This window comes from Streptococcus sp. 9.1 (assembly GCF_016648815.1).
Lineage (GTDB): Bacteria > Bacillota > Bacilli > Lactobacillales > Streptococcaceae > Streptococcus > Streptococcus salivarius_E.
In genome coordinates this window covers 220,454-235,745 of the sequence record NZ_JACLQS010000001.1, presented here as the reverse complement: position 1 = coordinate 235,745, position 15,292 = coordinate 220,454, and the positions used below count along the sequence as shown (strand labels likewise).

The following is a 15,292-nucleotide window of genomic DNA, read 5'->3' as shown; positions in this document are numbered from 1 at the left end:
CTTGCTTAAAAATTCTCGCTTCAGCTACAAGGTTTTCTACCCAAGCAAATCTCCTATCGTGGTATAATAGAACTTATGGAAAATCGTAATTTAGAGACATTGGCTCAGGAATTGGGCCTAAAAAAACAACAAGTTGAAACAGTTTTGGAATTGACCGCAGAAGGCAATACCATTCCTTTCATTGCCCGTTACCGTAAGGAAAAAACAGGCAATCTGGATGAAACGCAAATCAAGGCTATCATTGATATGGACAAGTCCTTGACTACTCTTCAAGACCGTAAGGAAACGGTTCTGGCCAAGATTGAGGCTCAGGGTAAATTGACTGACCAACTCAAGGCAGCCATTGAAGCGGCTGAAAAGTTGGCAGACGTGGAAGAACTCTACCTTCCCTATAAGGAAAAACGCCGCACCAAGGCGACGGTTGCCCGTGAAGCAGGTCTTTTCCCCTTGGCTCGTCTTATCTTGCAAAATAGTCCAAACCTCAAGGCTGAAGCTGAAAAGCTGACATCTGAAGCCTTTCCAACAGCTGATAAGGCTCTTGCGGGTGCTGTGGATATTTTGGTTGAGGCCTTTTCTGAGGACAATAGCTTGCGCTCTTGGACCTACAACGAAATCTGGAACAACAGTGACATCACTTCAACCCTCAAGGATCAATCGCTGGATGAAAAAGAAATTTTCAAGATTTACTATGATTTTGAGGACAAGGTGTCTAAACTTCAAGGTTACCGTACGTTAGCCCTTAACCGTGGGGAGAAACTAGGCGTTATCAAGGTAAGCTTTAAGCACAATCTTGAGAAAATGCACCGTTTCTACAGTGCTCGTTTCAAACAAAAAAATGACTATATCGAGGAAGTTATCAATCAATCTCTCAAGAAGAAAATCATTCCAGCTATGGAGCGTCGTATCCGAAGTGAATTGACTGAAGCAGCAGAAGATGGTGCTATTCAACTTTTCTCTCAAAATCTTCGAAGCCTCCTTCTAGTATCGCCACTTAAAGGCAAGATGGTACTTGGTTTTGACCCAGCCTTTCGTACAGGGGCTAAGTTGGCCGTGGTTGACCAAACTGGTAAGCTCATTACAACGCAGGTTATCTATCCAGTAGCTCCAGCAAGTCAGGCTAAAATCGCACAGGCTAAAAAAGACTTGGCTGACCTCATCAAAAAGTATGCCATTGAGATTATTGCGATCGGTAATGGAACAGCAAGCCGTGAAAGTGAAGCTTTTGTGGCAGAAGTCCTCAAGGATTTCCCAGAAACTTCTTATGTCATTGTCAATGAAAGTGGTGCCTCTGTCTACTCTGCATCAGAGTTGGCTCGCCATGAGTTTCCAGATTTGACGGTCGAAAAACGCTCTGCCATTTCTATTGCCCGTCGTCTCCAAGACCCATTGGCCGAGTTGGTTAAGATTGACCCTAAATCAATCGGAGTAGGCCAATACCAGCATGATGTTAGTCAGAAGAAACTGTCTGAAAATCTTGATTTCGTCGTTGATACCGTGGTTAACCAAGTCGGTGTCAATGTCAATACGGCAAGTAGTACCCTCTTGTCACACGTGTCAGGACTCAACAAGACCATCTCTGAAAATATCGTCGCCTACCGTGAGGAAAATGGTGAGATTGCATCACGTGCTGAAATCAAAAAAGTTCCACGTCTCGGTGCCAAAGCCTTCGAACAAGCAGCTGGTTTCCTCCGTATCCCAAATGCCAAGAATATCTTGGATAATACAGGGGTCCACCCAGAGTCTTACCCAGCGGTAAAAGACCTCTTCAAGCAGTTGGATATCACAGATTTGGACGACTCTGCCAAAGAGAAATTGAAGGCTCTTAATCTTAAAGAAACAGCAGAAGAGCTAGGGCTTGGTCAGGAAACCCTTAAAGATATCATCGCTGACCTTTTGAAACCAGGTCGTGACCTCCGTGATGATTTTGAAGCACCAGTGCTTCGTCAGGATGTTCTTGAACTCAAAGATTTGTCAGTAGGACAAAAACTTGAAGGAACAGTCCGAAATGTTGTGGACTTTGGTGCCTTTGTGGATATCGGTGTCCATGAGGATGGCCTTATCCATATCTCTGAGATGAGCAAAAGCTTCGTTAACCACCCAAGTCAGGTCGTTTCTGTTGGGGATTTGGTTACCGTGTGGGTATCAAAAGTTGATTTGGAGCATGAAAAACTCAACCTCTCCTTGGTGAATCCACGTGAATCTAACTGATTATGTTAAGACTGTTTCTATAGAAGATTTTGGCTGGGAATTTAAGCATCAAGCCTTGTGGAACAAGCGTCTCCGGACCACTGGAGGGCGGTTCTTTCCCAAGGATGGACACTTAGATTTCAACCCAAAACTCTATGAGGAACATGGTCTTGAGACTTTTCGAAAAATCGTCCGCCACGAGCTCTGTCATTATCACCTTTATTTTCAAGGTAAGGGCTACAAGCATGTTGATAGAGATTTTAAGGACTTACTAACCAAGGTTGAAGGCCTTAGATACGCTCCAAAGATGCAAGGTCAAAAGGAGAAGTACTACCTCTATCAGTGCCAATCTTGTGGTCATATCTACCGTCGCAAACGCCGTGTCAATACACAGAAGTTTGGATGCGGTCTGTGTCGAGGCAAGCTCATTTTTCTAAATCAGTCCTAGGGCTGATTTTTTAAATTTAAAAAAATCATATAATTAAATCAAAGAAATGATGGGAGAAGAAGACCATGTCAAATCGTTTTTATAAGACACGAAAAAATAGACTCGTCGCCGGTGTTGTTGCAGGTTTGGCAGATAAGTTTGGTTGGGACCTAGCTTTGGCTCGTATCTTGGCTATCATTCTCATGGTTTCAACACAGTTTGGAATCTTTCTATACTTGGTTTTAGCCTTTCTCCTTCCTTACAAAGAAGATATTTATCCCGAAATCAAACTCAAGGATGGACGTAAACGTAAAAACGCTGAACCTGTAGAAGACGAGTGGAATTGGTGAGTAAATTATAATAGAAAAGATCTATGATTGGCCTTAGTGCTAGTCATAGGTCTTTTTTGCTTTGAGAACCGCATTGAAAACCTTTTTATGATACAATGAAACTAGTAAATAATCGGAGGAAATAACATGACAGTAACTGTTAAAATGCTGGTTGATAGGCTTAAACTCAAGGTTGTCTATGGAAATAAGGAGCTTTTGGCAAAAGCGATAACAACAGCTGATATCTCTCGTCCTGGTTTAGAAATGACGGGGTATTTTGACTATTATTCACCTGAACGACTTCAGTTGGTTGGGATGAAGGAGTGGTCCTACCTTAAAACCATGACTGATTACAACCGTTATTCTGTTTTTGCGAATATGTTTAAAGCGGAAACTCCAGCTGTTATCGTGGCGCGTGGTCTTGAGATTCCGGAAGAGATGCTTCGAGCTGCTAAGGAAAATGGTGTAGCAGTTCTTCAAGGACGAAACGGCACATCGTCGCTTTCAGGTGACATGTCTTGGTATCTTAACTCGCAATTAGCTGAACGAACTAGTGTCCATGGTGTTTTGGTAGATATCTACGGGATGGGAGTTCTTATTCAAGGAGACTCTGGCATCGGTAAGAGTGAGACAGGGCTTGAGTTGGTGAAACGTGGTCACCGTCTTGTCGCTGACGACCGTGTGGATGTTTATGCTAAGGATGAGGAGACTCTCTGGGGTGAGCCCGCGGAAATCCTCCGCCATCTTCTTGAAATTCGTGGGGTTGGTATCATTGATGTCATGAGTCTCTACGGAGCTAGTGCTGTCCGTAATTCCTCTCAAGTTCAGTTGGCCATTTATCTTGAAAATTTTGAAGACGGTAAGATCTTTGATCGTCTTGGAAACGGAAACGAAGAAATAGAATTGCAAGGCGTTAAGATTCCACGTGTCCGTATTCCTGTTAAGACAGGACGTAACGTATCAGTTGTTATCGAGGCTGCAGCTATGAACTACCGTGCTAAGCAAATGGGATTTGATGCAACCAAAACCTTTGAGGAACGTTTGACCAACCTCATTAGTAAGAATGGTGAAGACTAATGTTAGCTACTATTGATCCTATTGCTCTAAGGATTGGCCCCATTAGTATTCATTGGTATGCCATCTGTATCGTATCTGGTCTTTTACTAGCCGTTTATCTGGCTCAGCGTTGGGCTCCTGAAAAGGGAATTGACCCTGAAAACATCCTAGATTTTATTCTTCTTGCCTTTCCTATAGCCATTGTTGGTGCAAGGCTCTACTATGTGATCTTCCAGTGGTCTTACTACAGTCAGAATCCTTCAGAAATTTTTGCGATTTGGAATGGCGGAATTGCCATCTATGGTGGCTTGATTGCTGGAGCAGCTGTCCTCTATTGGTTTTCTAAACGTCATGCCATTGCTGTCTTGGATTTTCTAGATATCGCAGCACCGGGCGTAATGATTGCTCAGAGTATCGGTCGCTGGGGAAACTTTATTAACCAGGAGGCCTACGGAAGAGCAGTTAGTCATCTGAATTATGTTCCAGAATTTATTCGCCAGCAGATGTATATTGATGGTAGTTATCGTGTACCGACCTTTCTTTACGAAAGTCTCTGGAACTTGGTCGGATTTATCATTATCCTAGGACTAAGACGCTTTAATAAGAAACTGCGTCAAGGAGATGTGACCTCATTTTACCTTATCTGGTATGGTCTTGGACGTTTTGTCATTGAAGGCATGCGTACAGATAGCCTCATGTTTGCTGGCTTGCGTGTTTCTCAATGGGTCAGCATCGTCATTATCATCTTAGGTGCTACCTTGCTCTATTTACGAAAGCAACGCCCAGAGGCAGATTATAAAATGAAAAACTAGTCATATAGCTCAGACTTTGTTATAATATAATGAAAATTATCATAACAAAGGTCACTGGAAACTGGAGGTTCTACTTCAGTTTTCTTGTAGCGACCTTTTAAAAAGGTCAAAGGAGTCCTAAACTATGGCAGAAATTGCATTTCTTATTATCGCAATCGCACTTGCTGCGTTCCTCATTGCATTAATCCCTACTCTACTTCGTACCCGTCATGTGGTTAAAGAAGTTGAAGAAACAGTTGCTGTGCTTCGTACAGATATCAATGTAACCCTTCATCAAACAAATGAAATCTTGGCTAAGGCAAACGTCTTGGTTGAAGATGTTAATGAAAAAGTTCAAACAATCGATCCTCTCTTCGTAGCAGTAGCTGAGCTTTCAGAAAGTGTCTCTGACTTGAATACTGAAGCTCGTTACCTCGGTGCTAAAGCAAGTGCAGCAGGAGCAAGTGTCGGTAAGGCAGGTTCAGCCTTTGCTATCGGTAAGGTTGCTTCAAAACTATTTGGTAAAAAAGACAAGAAAAAATAAGGAGGTCTTTTCATGAGTAAATTTTTAAACACCCTAATCATTGGTGCAGCTTCTGGAGCTGCAGCAGCTTACTTCTTTACAACTGAAAAAGGTAAAGCTGTTAAAGCACGTATTGATGAAGAAATCGCTTCATTCAAAGAAGATCCTAAAGCTTATCAAAATCAAGTGGTGGAAAAAGCTAGCGACTACAAAGATTTGGCAGTCGATACTTTCCAAGACTATAAAACAAAATTTGAAAATGGCGACATCACTGCGGATGATTTGACAAAAGCTGTCCAAGAAAAAACAGCTCAAGTTGCTGACTTTGCAAAAGAGAGCTTTGAACTTATCAAAGAGAAAACTGCTCAAGTAACTCCTGAGCAAGCAGATGTTGAAGCAGAAACAAAAGCTATCGTTGATGACATCGTGATTGATATCAAAGACATCTCTGAAGAAGCAGCAGAAGCAAAATAAAAAAGAAAGCCCTTGAGGCTTTTTTTAGTACGAAAAAAACGTTGACTCGAAAGTCAGCGTTTTTGTGCTTTATAATATTCGATTAGGACATAAATGCCTATCTGACCAATGACGCTGATGGTAATTGCCCAGAAGAAGGCCCAGAAGGTAGCCACCTGTGCTACCAAGAAAAGGAAGGCAACTAGGACTGTTGAAACACAGAAGCTTGAGATACGTCCAAAGAAAATCATATCTTGTAGCTTAATACTATTACTATTTAAACCTTGATAATCTTGATAATTCGTCGTTTGAGGACGCTCAGTCTCGAAATCTTCTATGTGATCAAATTGACGGTGTAAGTTGTCAGCCATGTCTGCCTCCTTTCTATATAAAATATCTAAATCACTTTTTCGTGTAGGTTAAAATACTTAGTCAGTATTTCACTATTTAGAATCTCATTAATAATACCATAAAAAATTTATATTGCAAAGTTTTTTTTGATTTTTGTGAAAATTGTAGTATTCGAAAACTAATTTAAAATATTTAGATACAGAGTATTGAGCCTAAAAATTCTAAAAAAATCAAATCATTTGTGCTATAATGTGAGTTATGGAAAAAATAGTGATTACAGCGACTGCTGAGAGCTACGAGCAGGCACGTGAGCTCCTAGAACTTGGCGTAGATCGTATTTATATCGGCGAAAAAGCCTTTGGCCTTCGTTTGCCTAAGCCTTTTTCATTCGCAGAAATGCGAAAGATTGCAGAGCTGGTACATGAGTCAGGCAAGGAATTGACTGTTGCCGTTAACGCCCTCATGCACCAAGGTATGATGGATGCTCTTCCAGACTATCTTGATTTTCTTGAAGAAATCAAGGCAGATTATATCACGGTTGGTGATGCAGGAGTTTTCTACATCTGTAACCGTGACAAACGTCCCTTCAAAATGATTTATGATGCTTCAACTATGGTAACCTCTAGCCGTCAGATTAATTTCTGGGGCAAACAGGCAGGAGCATCTGAAGCGGTTTTGGCTCGTGAGATTCCATCTGCGGAACTATTCATCATGGCTGAAAATCTTCAGATTCCAGCTGAGGTTTTGGTTTATGGTGCAAGTATCATTCACCACTCAAAACGTCCACTTCTTCAAAACTATTACAACTTTATCAAAACGGATGAAGCTGTAACCAAAGAACGTGACCTCTTCCTTTCTGAGCCAGGGGACCCAGATTCTCACTACTCAGTTTATGAAGACATGCACGGGACACATATCTTTGCCAATAATGACTTGGATATGATGACTAAACTTTCAGAACTCGTTGAACATGGTTTTGACCACTGGAAGTTGGACGGTGTTTATTGCCCAGGTGAAAACTTTGTAAAAATCACTGAGTACTTTGTGAAGGCTCGTGACCTCATCGAGGCTGGCGAATTTTCACAAGACCAAGCCTTTCTCTTTGATGAGGCTATTCATAAATTACACCCAGCCAACCGTGGTTTGGACACAGGTTTCTACGACTATGAACCTGACCGTGTAAAATAAAAAACTTCCTCCTTCGTTTGTGAGTTTTCCATTTTCAGGGAACGAAGGAGCCTTCTCAAAACTAAAATCGACAATCTTGCAAATTGGAGAAATTATGACTACAACTAAAAAACGCCCAGAGGTTCTGGTACCTGCTGGGACTTTGGAAAAATTGAAAGTCGCTGTAAATTACGGCGCAGATGCTGTTTTCGTTGGTGGACAAGCCTATGGTTTGCGTAGCCGTGCCGGAAACTTTACCATGGATGAGCTTCGTGAAGGTATCGAATACGCTCACGCTCGTGGCGTTGATGTACACGTTGCTTCAAACATGGTTACCCATGAAGGAAATGAAAAAGGTGCTGGTGAATGGTTCCGTGAATTGCGTGATATGGGACTCGATGCTGTTATCGTATCTGACCCAGCCTTGATTGAAATCTGTTCAACCTACGCTCCAGGACTTAACATCCACTTGTCAACGCAAGCATCTGCGACAAACGTTGAAACCTTCCATTTTTGGAAACAGTATGGCTTGACCCGTGTTGTTTTGGCACGTGAGGTAACTATGGAAGAATTGGCTGAAATCCGTAAACGTACGGACCTTGAAATTGAGGCCTTTGTCCATGGTGCTATGTGTATCTCATACTCAGGTCGCTGTACCCTTTCTAACCACATGTCAGACCGTGATGCCAACCGTGGTGGTTGTTCACAGTCTTGTCGTTGGAAATATGATCTTTACGACATGCCATTCGGTCAAGAGCGAAAGAGTATCCACGGTGAAGTTCCTGAAGAATACTCAATGTCAGCCGTTGACATGTGTATGATTGAAAATATCCCAGACCTTATCGACAATGGTGTTGACAGCCTTAAAATCGAAGGTCGTATGAAATCTGTCCACTACGTATCAACAGTTGCCAACTGTTACAAGGCTGCTTGTGACGCTTACATGGAAAGTGCAGAAGCCTTTTATGCCATCAAAGATGATTTGATTAACGAACTCTGGAAAGTTGCCCAGCGTGAATTGGCAACAGGTTTCTACTACAAGACACCAACAGAAAACGAACAACTCTTTGGAGCTCGTCGTAAGATTCCACAATACAAATTCGTTGGTGAAGTCGTAGACTTTGATCCAGCAACTATGACAGCTACTATCCGTCAACGTAACGTTATCCTCGAAGGTGACCACGTTGAATTCTACGGACCAGGCTTCCGTCATTTCGAGTGTGATATCAAAGACCTTCACGATGCCAATGGTAACAAGATTGACCGTGCACCAAACCCAATGGAACTTCTTACAATTACCGTGCCACAAGAAGTTAAACCTGGTGACATGATTCGTTCAACTAAAGAAGGTTTGATTAACCTCTACCAAAAAGACGGTTCAAGCAAAACTGTTCGTGCCTAATGACAAGTCAAATCAATGGGCTCCTGGTAGATGATCAGAGTAGGTGTCAACACTACCATTCTCCACTAGATATAGTTGCCCTAAAATGCTTCGAGTGCCAGAAGTATTATGCCTGTTATCAGTGTCATGATTGCTTAGAGAAACATAGCTTTCGAGCTTATCCTTGTCAATTGAAGCAGGACAAGGTCCTTATCTGTGGCGTTTGTAGGCATGAGATGACAATTGAGGAGTATCAAGATGTAGAAGCTTGTCCCAATTGTCACAGTGCCTTCAACCCAGCTTGTTCAAAGCACTATGATATTTATTTTGAAAAATAAAAAGATTGAAGATTCTGTTCACATGAACAAAGTCTTCAATCTTTTTTAGTTAAAGTAACTATGATTTTTAAGAGCTTTTAAGACTGGCTTAGTCACCAAAGCGACGATGAGACCTTTTAAGAGGTCAGGAATAATAAAGGGTGTCAAGCCAACAGCTACAGCTGCAGACCATCCCATTTTTCCGAGAAAGTGCAGGCTGAGGATACCACCAACAAAGACAAGTGCATCTCCCAAAACAAAAGCCACAAAGATTTTCCAGATAGGAGTCTCAGCATGAGTTAGTTTTGAAGTGACAAAGGCGAAAAATGGATAGGCCAACAAATAGCCAGCTGAAGGTCCAAAGAAGGATTGGAGCCCACCGCCTCCACCTGCAAAAACTGGTAGACCAATGGCGCCTAGAATCAGGTAGAGGGTAGCAGCAAGTGTCGCCTCTCTTGGCTTAAGGATAGCAGCAACAAGTCCGACAGCAAAAGTTTGCAGAGTAATGGGAACTGCACCGATAGGAATAACAATTTGAGCTAGGGCAGCAATGATGGCAGCACCAAAAGCTGGAAGAATAAGTGACAGTGTACGATTTTGTGTCATTTTTAGTTAACCTTTCGTAAATAAATAGTTAACTTATTATAGCAAGTGGTTTCAAAAAAGTCAACCTAATAATAAAACGAGGTTAACTGATAAACTTAACCTCGTTGTGATATGATTTTTAGACGTTTGATTTCATCAAGTTCAATCATGCTGATGATCTTATCCTGCTCGATAAAGATGGCTTGTCGCTCCCTGTCATAACGGTTGATGTAGCCCTTATAGGTCTTCTGATTGGATGTCAGCATGACCATTTGATTATGATCAATAGCATGATAGATATCGTTAATAAGTTGATTCTGCATTAGGTGGACAGGTTTGCTGTGACCTATTTCCACAAACTGATGAAGCTGATGCTTTACGGCTTCTAAAAAGTTTATCATGGTCATTTCCCTCGTTTCTTGATAAAATAATTATAGCATGAAAGGTGAATTTTTGTGGATAACTTCATTCTAAAACAGACAATTTTCACAGAAAAAAACGAATAAAGCTAGTGGAGGTAAGCAAATGGCAGAATTTTCATTTGAAATTGAAGAAAAACTCTTGGTCTTGTCTGAGAATGACAAGGGTTGGACTAAGGAACTCAATCGTGTGAGTTTCAATGGCGCACCAGCTAAGTATGACATCCGTACATGGAGTCCAGACCATACCAAGATGGGCAAGGGGATTACCCTCAGCAACGAAGAATTCCAAGTTCTCGTTGACGCCTTCAAAAACTAAAACAAGGTCAGCATGGCGCTGGCCTTATTTTTTTGTTTAAAACGTATCAAAGATAAGTTTGAGATTGAGAATGGTTAGGACAATAGCGATGGCATAACCAAGGAAGGTATTCCACTTGGCATTGACGTGTTTTCCCATGAGTGATTTCTTAGAAGTATAGTAAATCAAAGGGAAGATAGAAAATGGCAAGGCAAGTGAAAGGAAAACCTGTGAATAAACCAGCAGTTGATCCAGAGTCTTTTCTTGATCACCGTAGAGAATAGCTACAACGATAACAGGTAGCAAGGCGAAGAGACGTGTGAATAAACGAATTACCCACTGCGGTAACCTCATGTGGAGAAAGCCTTCCATGACAATTTGGCCAGTCAGAGTACCAGTAATGGTAGAGTTTTGACCACTAGCCAAGAGCGCCAAGGCAAAGAGTGTTGAAAGTGTCGAACTAGCTACCGCACCAGCAATCTTAGAGTCCTGAAGAGCATTGTACATCTGTGAGAAAGCTGAAATATCAGAAGCATGACCAAAGAAGAGAGCTGCTCCCAAAATCAAGAGGAGGGAGTTAACCACAAAGGCCAAAGTCAACTGGATGTTAGAATCCCAGGTCATGAAACGGACAGCCTTAGTCACGTCTTTGCCATCAGAATAGTCAACCTTACGAGTCTGTGACAAGGATGAGTGCAAGTAGAGGTTATGTGGCATAACGGTTGCACCCACAATCCCAAGTGCCAAAGTCAACTGGTTGGTGTGCCCAGCAGCATGTGGCTCAAAGAGCGCTGGCGTAGGGAGATAACCCTCGAGGATTCCCGTAATACTAGGCTCAGACAAGGCTACCAGGTAGACAAAGATAACCAAGATGGTCAAAATCAAGGTTGAAACAATAGCCTCGATTTTCTTGAATCCCAGCTTCATGATGAGTAGGAGTAGGAAGACATCTAGGACTGTCACCAGAATGGCAACCATAATTGGAATACCAAAGAGCAGGTTCAGTGCGATGGCAGAACCAAGCACCTCAGCCAAATCCGTCGCCATTAAGGCAAGCTCCAGAATCACCCAAAGCGTGTATCGCAACCATTTGGGCGAGTGGTAGGCAGTCGCTTGGGCCAGGTCCATTTGGGTCACAATCCCTAATTTCCCGGCCATTTGTTGCAACTGCATAGCTATTAAAGATGAAATTAAGATGACAAAAAGAAGACTGTACTTGTAGGTCGCCCCACCGACGACACTGGTAATCCAGTTCCCTGGATCCATGTAACCCACGGCCACAAGAGCCCCAGGTCCCAAGAAAGCCTTAAGATTTTGCCAAAAGCGATTATTATTTGGTGTATCTATGGATTGGTTTACCTCAGAAAGGGAAACCTTTTTTGAATATGTCATAAACACCTCTTTCTAAGTCTTATCTGAATGGAAGCATCACCATTACCACTCAGCCAGACAACCTAATTATAACACTATGAGAAAGATGTGCAAGGTTTTGACTTATCTTACATTGGTGTCATAGAGGACTTTTCAGAATTGCCTTTTTATACTAAACTATATGAGTAGATTATTTCATAAATGAGGGAGAAAAATAATTGAAAACATTTCAACTAACAGCTAAGAAAAAGATTACCCTGGCACTCCTAGTTGTCATTGCGCTTGCTTTGCTTATCTTTATCATTAACGTGCAGATGAATCAGCCTGATAACCTACCTGCCAATTACATGGAGCGCCTTAAAAATCCTGGAATGACGGGCGATTACATCGGCCTTTGGAAGTCTCGCTGGCATGAAGAAAACAAAGCCTGGCTTTATCCTGCGAAACAATACGCTATCTATGCAGTAGTAGCACTAGCTTGTCTATCAGCTTGGGTTGTTGCTTCAAAAGCAAAATTTTGGAAATAAGAAAATGCTTCTCTCGACTTGAGGGAAGCGTTTTTAAATATTATCCAGCAATATCGATTTCTACAATAAATTCACCGATTTTTCTTACAATGTCTGTCACTAATGCATTTCCCATAAAGAACATTCGCATCTTATCAGAAACCTCGGTAACAGTACCGTCAGATAATCTTTTTAGAGCTGTCCAGTTATCAGGGAAATCTTGTAAACGTTCTGCCTCGACAGGAGTAATAAGCCTATATTTTCCATTAACATTCAAGAAATGAGTAGAGCGATTAACTGTCCCTTCTGAAGTTAGCATGGTACGACCGGGAAGGTTTAAGTCGTCGGTTGGTGACATTCCTCCCTCAGAGTAAATATAGGTGTGTCCATCCGCAGAGGTACGTTCGATTCGTTTAGGCCCTCGCAAATACTGGAACTTTTCGAGTTTGGCTGGATCATTAATAAAGAACTTTTCAGGGACTTCCTCTTCATTTTGAAGAATCTCACCTAATGTAATTGGTTCACCATCATAGTTAGGTGCAGTATCAATAGAATAGTACCTACCATGACGCATAACACCAGTATTCCAAACAGTTCCTGAGAAGTTATCAGAAACCTCAACGATATCCTCAGGGAGTTCATAGTAGACATGGCGTTTTTTGACTGGTGTATTCAAAATAGGAAATTGGGTTGCAAACAGTCCTTCATGAAAAATATAATCGTCGTATCTATTTTCATCAAAAACTTGTTCTTGTTCTTCAAATCGTTGATCCATTTGATGTGCGAATGGAATATCATTTCGATAGATAAAGAAAAACACACGACGACGTCTTTGACTGCGACCGTAATCAGCAGCGTTGATTACACGCCATTCAACAGAATATCCAAGATTATTAAACGCAGTCAACATAATAGCAAAGTCTCGACCACGCTGTTTTGAAGGAGCTTTTAGAAGTCTGTCAACATTTTCTAGAATAAGAAATCTCGGTCTAATAATCCTAGTCGCTCGAATGATTTCCCAGAAAAGGACACCCTTTTGTCCTTCAATACCTTGTTCGTTCTTTTTGCTACGAGCCACAGAGTAGTCTTGACAGGGAAAACCACCGACAATCATATCCGCATTCATTTCAGCAAACTGTTCATCCGTAATATCAGCGATGCTAACATTAATATTTTCACTGTCTGGAAAATGATAATTGTATACTTCAAAAGCATCCTGAGACTTCCTCGAAGGTTCCCATTGGTTGCTCCATAATGTTTCGAAATAATCAGGGTGAGCATTTTCGAGTCCTATACGGAACCCCCCAACACCCGCAAATAATTCTAAAACGTTCATTCTATTCTCCTTTTCAGTATGTTAATTATATCTTATTATTCGTAATTGATCAAGTTTTAAAATCGAAATATTAAGAACAATGTAAGTGATGTAATTTATATAAAGTTGCTTAATTTTTACTGTAGATTGCTAATAATAAACATTCTTAATTGTATTTTGTTAGAATATAGGTAATATCCTATTTATATACAGAGGGCGTAAAATGACAAAATGGAATTCAGTAGAAGAAGTTCATAAGCATGCAAAAAAAGCAGTGGGACAAAAAATTCGTAATCTAGTTTCAGAAGAAACAGTTGAAAAATATTATGCATCGCCAAATAATAAAGGTTGGTTAGGTAATGCGATAGAAAGTGATTGGTTTCATATTCCTAATAATTCAAGGGCAGAGGCAGATATTCCTTATTTAAATTTAGAGATTAAGGTAACTCCTATAATAGAAACAAAAAAAGGTTGGAGTGCAAAGGAAAGGCTGACATTAAATATTTTTGACTTTAATGATGAATACAAAAGGTCTTTTGAAAATGCTTCTTTTCTCGAAAAGGCAAATCTCACGGAATTATTATACTATCAATACTTAAATAATATTGATTATCCAGATATGTGTATTGTTAATGCACATTTATTTGATATTATGAAAGATATATCTGAAGAGGATTTATTAATCATTAAGTCTGACTGGGAAAAAATTGTAGATAAGATAAAGGAAGGAAAAGCAGAAGAATTATCAGATAAACTGACGAAATATTTAGCTGCGACAACAAAAGGTTCGAAAACTGAAAGAAACATGACTTCCCAGCCTTTTAGTGATGTTAAAGCACACAGAAGGGCATTTACATTTAAACCTTCATATATGACGCAGTTTGCTAGAAGGTTAATGGGGGATAAAACTAGTGAAACAATATTTAAAGATATTAATGAATTAAAAGAAAAATCATTTGAAGAAATTATTGTTGATAGATTTGCTCCATTTATTGGAAAAACGAAGAGAGAATTGGCATCTCAATTTGATGTAACTATAAAAGACAAAAATGATAAATCAAGCTCAGCTCTTCTAGCAAGAAAAATGTTGAATATATCATCAGATATCCAAGAAACCGATGAGTTCAAAAAATCAGGTATTGCTGTAAAAATTGTAACTTACGATTCTACAAAAAAACATACCTATCCAAAGTTGAAAGAAGGATTAAAGTTACAATTACCAGATGGAAATTACAATGTGGATCCAAATGAAATGCTTGCCGTTGATTGGGAAGAATCAGATGTATATAACTATCTATCGACTTATAAGTTCCTGTTAGTAGTTTTTGAGAAGAAAAATGAAGAAACTATCTTTAAGGGTGCTAAGTTTTGGTATGTACCCGATGAAGATTTGATTACAGTGGGGCAAATATGGACAAAAGCTAAGCAGATATTTGAGAAGGGGGTTGAACTCTCCTATAAAAGTAGTAATCTAAAAAAAGGTTATATTATTGAAAATAATTTACCATCTGAAAGTGGTAAAGGTACTGTTTTTCATATTAGACCATCGAGTAAAAAATCCTGTTACATTCCTAATAAAAAGTTGGCAATGAGACTCCCACACAAAAGTACATGGATTAATGTCCCGGATGATAAAATTAATGAATTTCATGATTATTACATGACGAAACAGTCGTGGTGGTTTAGTCCTGGATATATGTATGAGCAGGTTAAAGAATTCTTTGAATAACATTATCAAGACCCTCTACTGTGAAAAAGCGATTGAAACAATGTCTCGCAGCATCAAAAGCAAAATTTTGGAAATAAGAAAATGCTT

18 protein-coding genes are annotated in these 15,292 nt (G+C 40.3%); 13 read left to right on the top strand and 5 right to left on the bottom strand.

Translation table 11 applies throughout. The annotated features are described in order from the left end of the window. The first annotated feature begins 75 nt into the window (after positions 1–75). The 7 genes from H7T93_RS01050 (at position 76) to H7T93_RS01020 (ending at position 5,787) form a co-directional block, all read left to right on the top strand. A complete protein-coding gene (locus H7T93_RS01050) occupies positions 76–2,208 on the top strand; it encodes a Tex family protein (RefSeq protein ID WP_014634201.1) in 2,133 nt (710 codons plus the stop codon). After that, entirely contained in the window at positions 2,195–2,635 is a 441-nt protein-coding gene (locus H7T93_RS01045; RefSeq protein ID WP_014634202.1) for a SprT family protein, read from the top strand. Before H7T93_RS01050 ends, H7T93_RS01045 begins: the two co-directional genes overlap by 14 nt. A gap of 65 nt (positions 2,636–2,700) precedes the next feature. Further along, positions 2,701–2,964 (top strand): PspC domain-containing protein, encoded by a 264-nt coding sequence (locus tag H7T93_RS01040; protein WP_002885986.1) that lies wholly within the window; start codon positions 2,701–2,703, stop codon positions 2,962–2,964. A gap of 126 nt (positions 2,965–3,090) precedes the next feature. Beyond that, on the top strand, positions 3,091–4,020 hold the full coding sequence (hprK, locus tag H7T93_RS01035) for an HPr(Ser) kinase/phosphatase (RefSeq protein WP_155198148.1): 930 nt from the start codon (positions 3,091–3,093) through the stop codon (positions 4,018–4,020). Then, the gene (gene lgt, locus H7T93_RS01030) at positions 4,020–4,811 is read left to right on the top strand and encodes a prolipoprotein diacylglyceryl transferase (protein WP_175057496.1); all 792 of its coding nucleotides are present in this window, start codon (positions 4,020–4,022) and stop codon (positions 4,809–4,811) included. Before hprK ends, lgt begins: the two co-directional genes overlap by 1 nt. Before the next feature lie 124 nt (positions 4,812–4,935). Then, a complete protein-coding gene (locus H7T93_RS01025) occupies positions 4,936–5,334 on the top strand; it encodes a DUF948 domain-containing protein (protein WP_002885965.1) in 399 nt (132 codons plus the stop codon). Between the two features lie 12 nt (positions 5,335–5,346). After that, positions 5,347–5,787 carry a YtxH domain-containing protein gene (locus H7T93_RS01020; RefSeq protein ID WP_002885903.1) on the top strand — a complete coding sequence of 147 codons (441 nt, stop codon included), beginning with the start codon at positions 5,347–5,349 and terminating at the stop codon, positions 5,785–5,787. A 53-nt stretch (positions 5,788–5,840) separates the two neighbouring features. Here the strand turns inward: H7T93_RS01020 and H7T93_RS01015 are convergent, their stop codons facing one another. Beyond that, positions 5,841–6,137, bottom strand: a complete 297-nt coding sequence (locus H7T93_RS01015) for a DUF3270 domain-containing protein (protein WP_002886140.1) — start codon at positions 6,135–6,137, stop codon at positions 5,841–5,843. 238 nt (positions 6,138–6,375) lie between these two features. Between H7T93_RS01015 and H7T93_RS01010 the strand changes: the two genes are divergently transcribed. From H7T93_RS01010 to H7T93_RS01000, 3 genes are all read left to right on the top strand, one after another. Further along, positions 6,376–7,305: a peptidase U32 family protein gene (locus tag H7T93_RS01010; protein ID WP_037603903.1), complete on the top strand. Its 930-nt coding sequence runs from the start codon at positions 6,376–6,378 to the stop codon at positions 7,303–7,305. Positions 7,306–7,399: 94 nt separating this feature from the next. Continuing rightward, entirely contained in the window at positions 7,400–8,686 is a 1,287-nt protein-coding gene (locus H7T93_RS01005) for a peptidase U32 family protein (RefSeq protein WP_004182776.1), read from the top strand. After that, positions 8,686–9,003 (top strand): CHY zinc finger protein, encoded by a 318-nt coding sequence (locus H7T93_RS01000; protein ID WP_014634209.1) that lies wholly within the window; start codon positions 8,686–8,688, stop codon positions 9,001–9,003. The genes H7T93_RS01005 and H7T93_RS01000 overlap by 1 nt, the downstream gene beginning before the upstream one ends. Positions 9,004–9,048: 45 nt before the next feature. On the opposite strand, the gene H7T93_RS00995 is transcribed toward H7T93_RS01000, so the two are convergent. Both H7T93_RS00995 and H7T93_RS00990 read right to left on the bottom strand, forming a co-directional pair. Further along, entirely contained in the window at positions 9,049–9,588 is a 540-nt protein-coding gene (locus H7T93_RS00995; RefSeq protein ID WP_014634210.1) for a biotin transporter BioY, read from the bottom strand. Positions 9,589–9,683: 95 nt separating this feature from the next. Further along, positions 9,684–9,968: a hypothetical protein gene (locus H7T93_RS00990; RefSeq protein WP_037603900.1), complete on the bottom strand. Its 285-nt coding sequence runs from the start codon at positions 9,966–9,968 to the stop codon at positions 9,684–9,686. Between the two features lie 124 nt (positions 9,969–10,092). On the opposite strand from H7T93_RS00990, the gene H7T93_RS00985 reads away from it, so the two are divergent. Beyond that, on the top strand, positions 10,093–10,305 hold the full coding sequence (locus H7T93_RS00985) for a YdbC family protein (protein WP_002886106.1): 213 nt from the start codon (positions 10,093–10,095) through the stop codon (positions 10,303–10,305). 36 nt (positions 10,306–10,341) lie between these two features. On the opposite strand, the gene H7T93_RS00980 is transcribed toward H7T93_RS00985, so the two are convergent. Beyond that, the gene (locus H7T93_RS00980) at positions 10,342–11,676 is read right to left on the bottom strand and encodes an Nramp family divalent metal transporter (RefSeq protein ID WP_049545282.1); all 1,335 of its coding nucleotides are present in this window, start codon (positions 11,674–11,676) and stop codon (positions 10,342–10,344) included. A gap of 197 nt (positions 11,677–11,873) precedes the next feature. On the opposite strand from H7T93_RS00980, the gene H7T93_RS00975 reads away from it, so the two are divergent. Then, positions 11,874–12,182 carry a hypothetical protein gene (locus H7T93_RS00975; protein WP_138261750.1) on the top strand — a complete coding sequence of 103 codons (309 nt, stop codon included), beginning with the start codon at positions 11,874–11,876 and terminating at the stop codon, positions 12,180–12,182. A 40-nt stretch (positions 12,183–12,222) separates the two neighbouring features. Here the strand turns inward: H7T93_RS00975 and dcm are convergent, their stop codons facing one another. Next, entirely contained in the window at positions 12,223–13,497 is a 1,275-nt protein-coding gene (gene dcm / locus H7T93_RS00970; protein ID WP_038675708.1) for a DNA (cytosine-5-)-methyltransferase, read from the bottom strand. A 202-nt stretch (positions 13,498–13,699) separates the two neighbouring features. Here dcm and H7T93_RS00965 point away from each other — a divergent pair, with 202 nt between their 5' ends. Next, a complete protein-coding gene (locus tag H7T93_RS00965) occupies positions 13,700–15,205 on the top strand; it encodes a Sau3AI family type II restriction endonuclease (RefSeq protein ID WP_038675709.1) in 1,506 nt (501 codons plus the stop codon). Positions 15,206–15,292 lie beyond the last annotated feature (87 nt).

What these genes read in the sequence shown, in the direction of transcription:
- H7T93_RS01050 (WP_014634201.1), top strand. Translation starts at nt 76, where the DNA reads ATGGAAAATCGTAATTTAGAGACATTGGCTCAGGAATTGGGCCTAAAA.
- H7T93_RS01040 (WP_002885986.1), top strand. Translation starts at nt 2,701, where the DNA reads ATGTCAAATCGTTTTTATAAGACACGAAAAAATAGACTCGTCGCCGGT.
- hprK (WP_155198148.1), top strand. Translation starts at nt 3,091, where the DNA reads ATGACAGTAACTGTTAAAATGCTGGTTGATAGGCTTAAACTCAAGGTT.
- lgt (WP_175057496.1), top strand. Translation starts at nt 4,020, where the DNA reads ATGTTAGCTACTATTGATCCTATTGCTCTAAGGATTGGCCCCATTAGT.
- H7T93_RS01025 (WP_002885965.1), top strand. Translation starts at nt 4,936, where the DNA reads ATGGCAGAAATTGCATTTCTTATTATCGCAATCGCACTTGCTGCGTTC.
- H7T93_RS01020 (WP_002885903.1), top strand. Translation starts at nt 5,347, where the DNA reads ATGAGTAAATTTTTAAACACCCTAATCATTGGTGCAGCTTCTGGAGCT.
- H7T93_RS01015 (WP_002886140.1), bottom strand. Translation starts at nt 6,137, where the DNA reads ATGGCTGACAACTTACACCGTCAATTTGATCACATAGAAGATTTCGAG.
- H7T93_RS01010 (WP_037603903.1), top strand. Translation starts at nt 6,376, where the DNA reads ATGGAAAAAATAGTGATTACAGCGACTGCTGAGAGCTACGAGCAGGCA.
- H7T93_RS01005 (WP_004182776.1), top strand. Translation starts at nt 7,400, where the DNA reads ATGACTACAACTAAAAAACGCCCAGAGGTTCTGGTACCTGCTGGGACT.
- H7T93_RS01000 (WP_014634209.1), top strand. Translation starts at nt 8,686, where the DNA reads ATGACAAGTCAAATCAATGGGCTCCTGGTAGATGATCAGAGTAGGTGT.
- H7T93_RS00995 (WP_014634210.1), bottom strand. Translation starts at nt 9,588, where the DNA reads ATGACACAAAATCGTACACTGTCACTTATTCTTCCAGCTTTTGGTGCT.
- H7T93_RS00990 (WP_037603900.1), bottom strand. Translation starts at nt 9,968, where the DNA reads ATGATAAACTTTTTAGAAGCCGTAAAGCATCAGCTTCATCAGTTTGTG.
- H7T93_RS00985 (WP_002886106.1), top strand. Translation starts at nt 10,093, where the DNA reads ATGGCAGAATTTTCATTTGAAATTGAAGAAAAACTCTTGGTCTTGTCT.
- H7T93_RS00980 (WP_049545282.1), bottom strand. Translation starts at nt 11,676, where the DNA reads ATGACATATTCAAAAAAGGTTTCCCTTTCTGAGGTAAACCAATCCATA.
- dcm (WP_038675708.1), bottom strand. Translation starts at nt 13,497, where the DNA reads ATGAACGTTTTAGAATTATTTGCGGGTGTTGGGGGGTTCCGTATAGGA.
- H7T93_RS00965 (WP_038675709.1), top strand. Translation starts at nt 13,700, where the DNA reads ATGACAAAATGGAATTCAGTAGAAGAAGTTCATAAGCATGCAAAAAAA.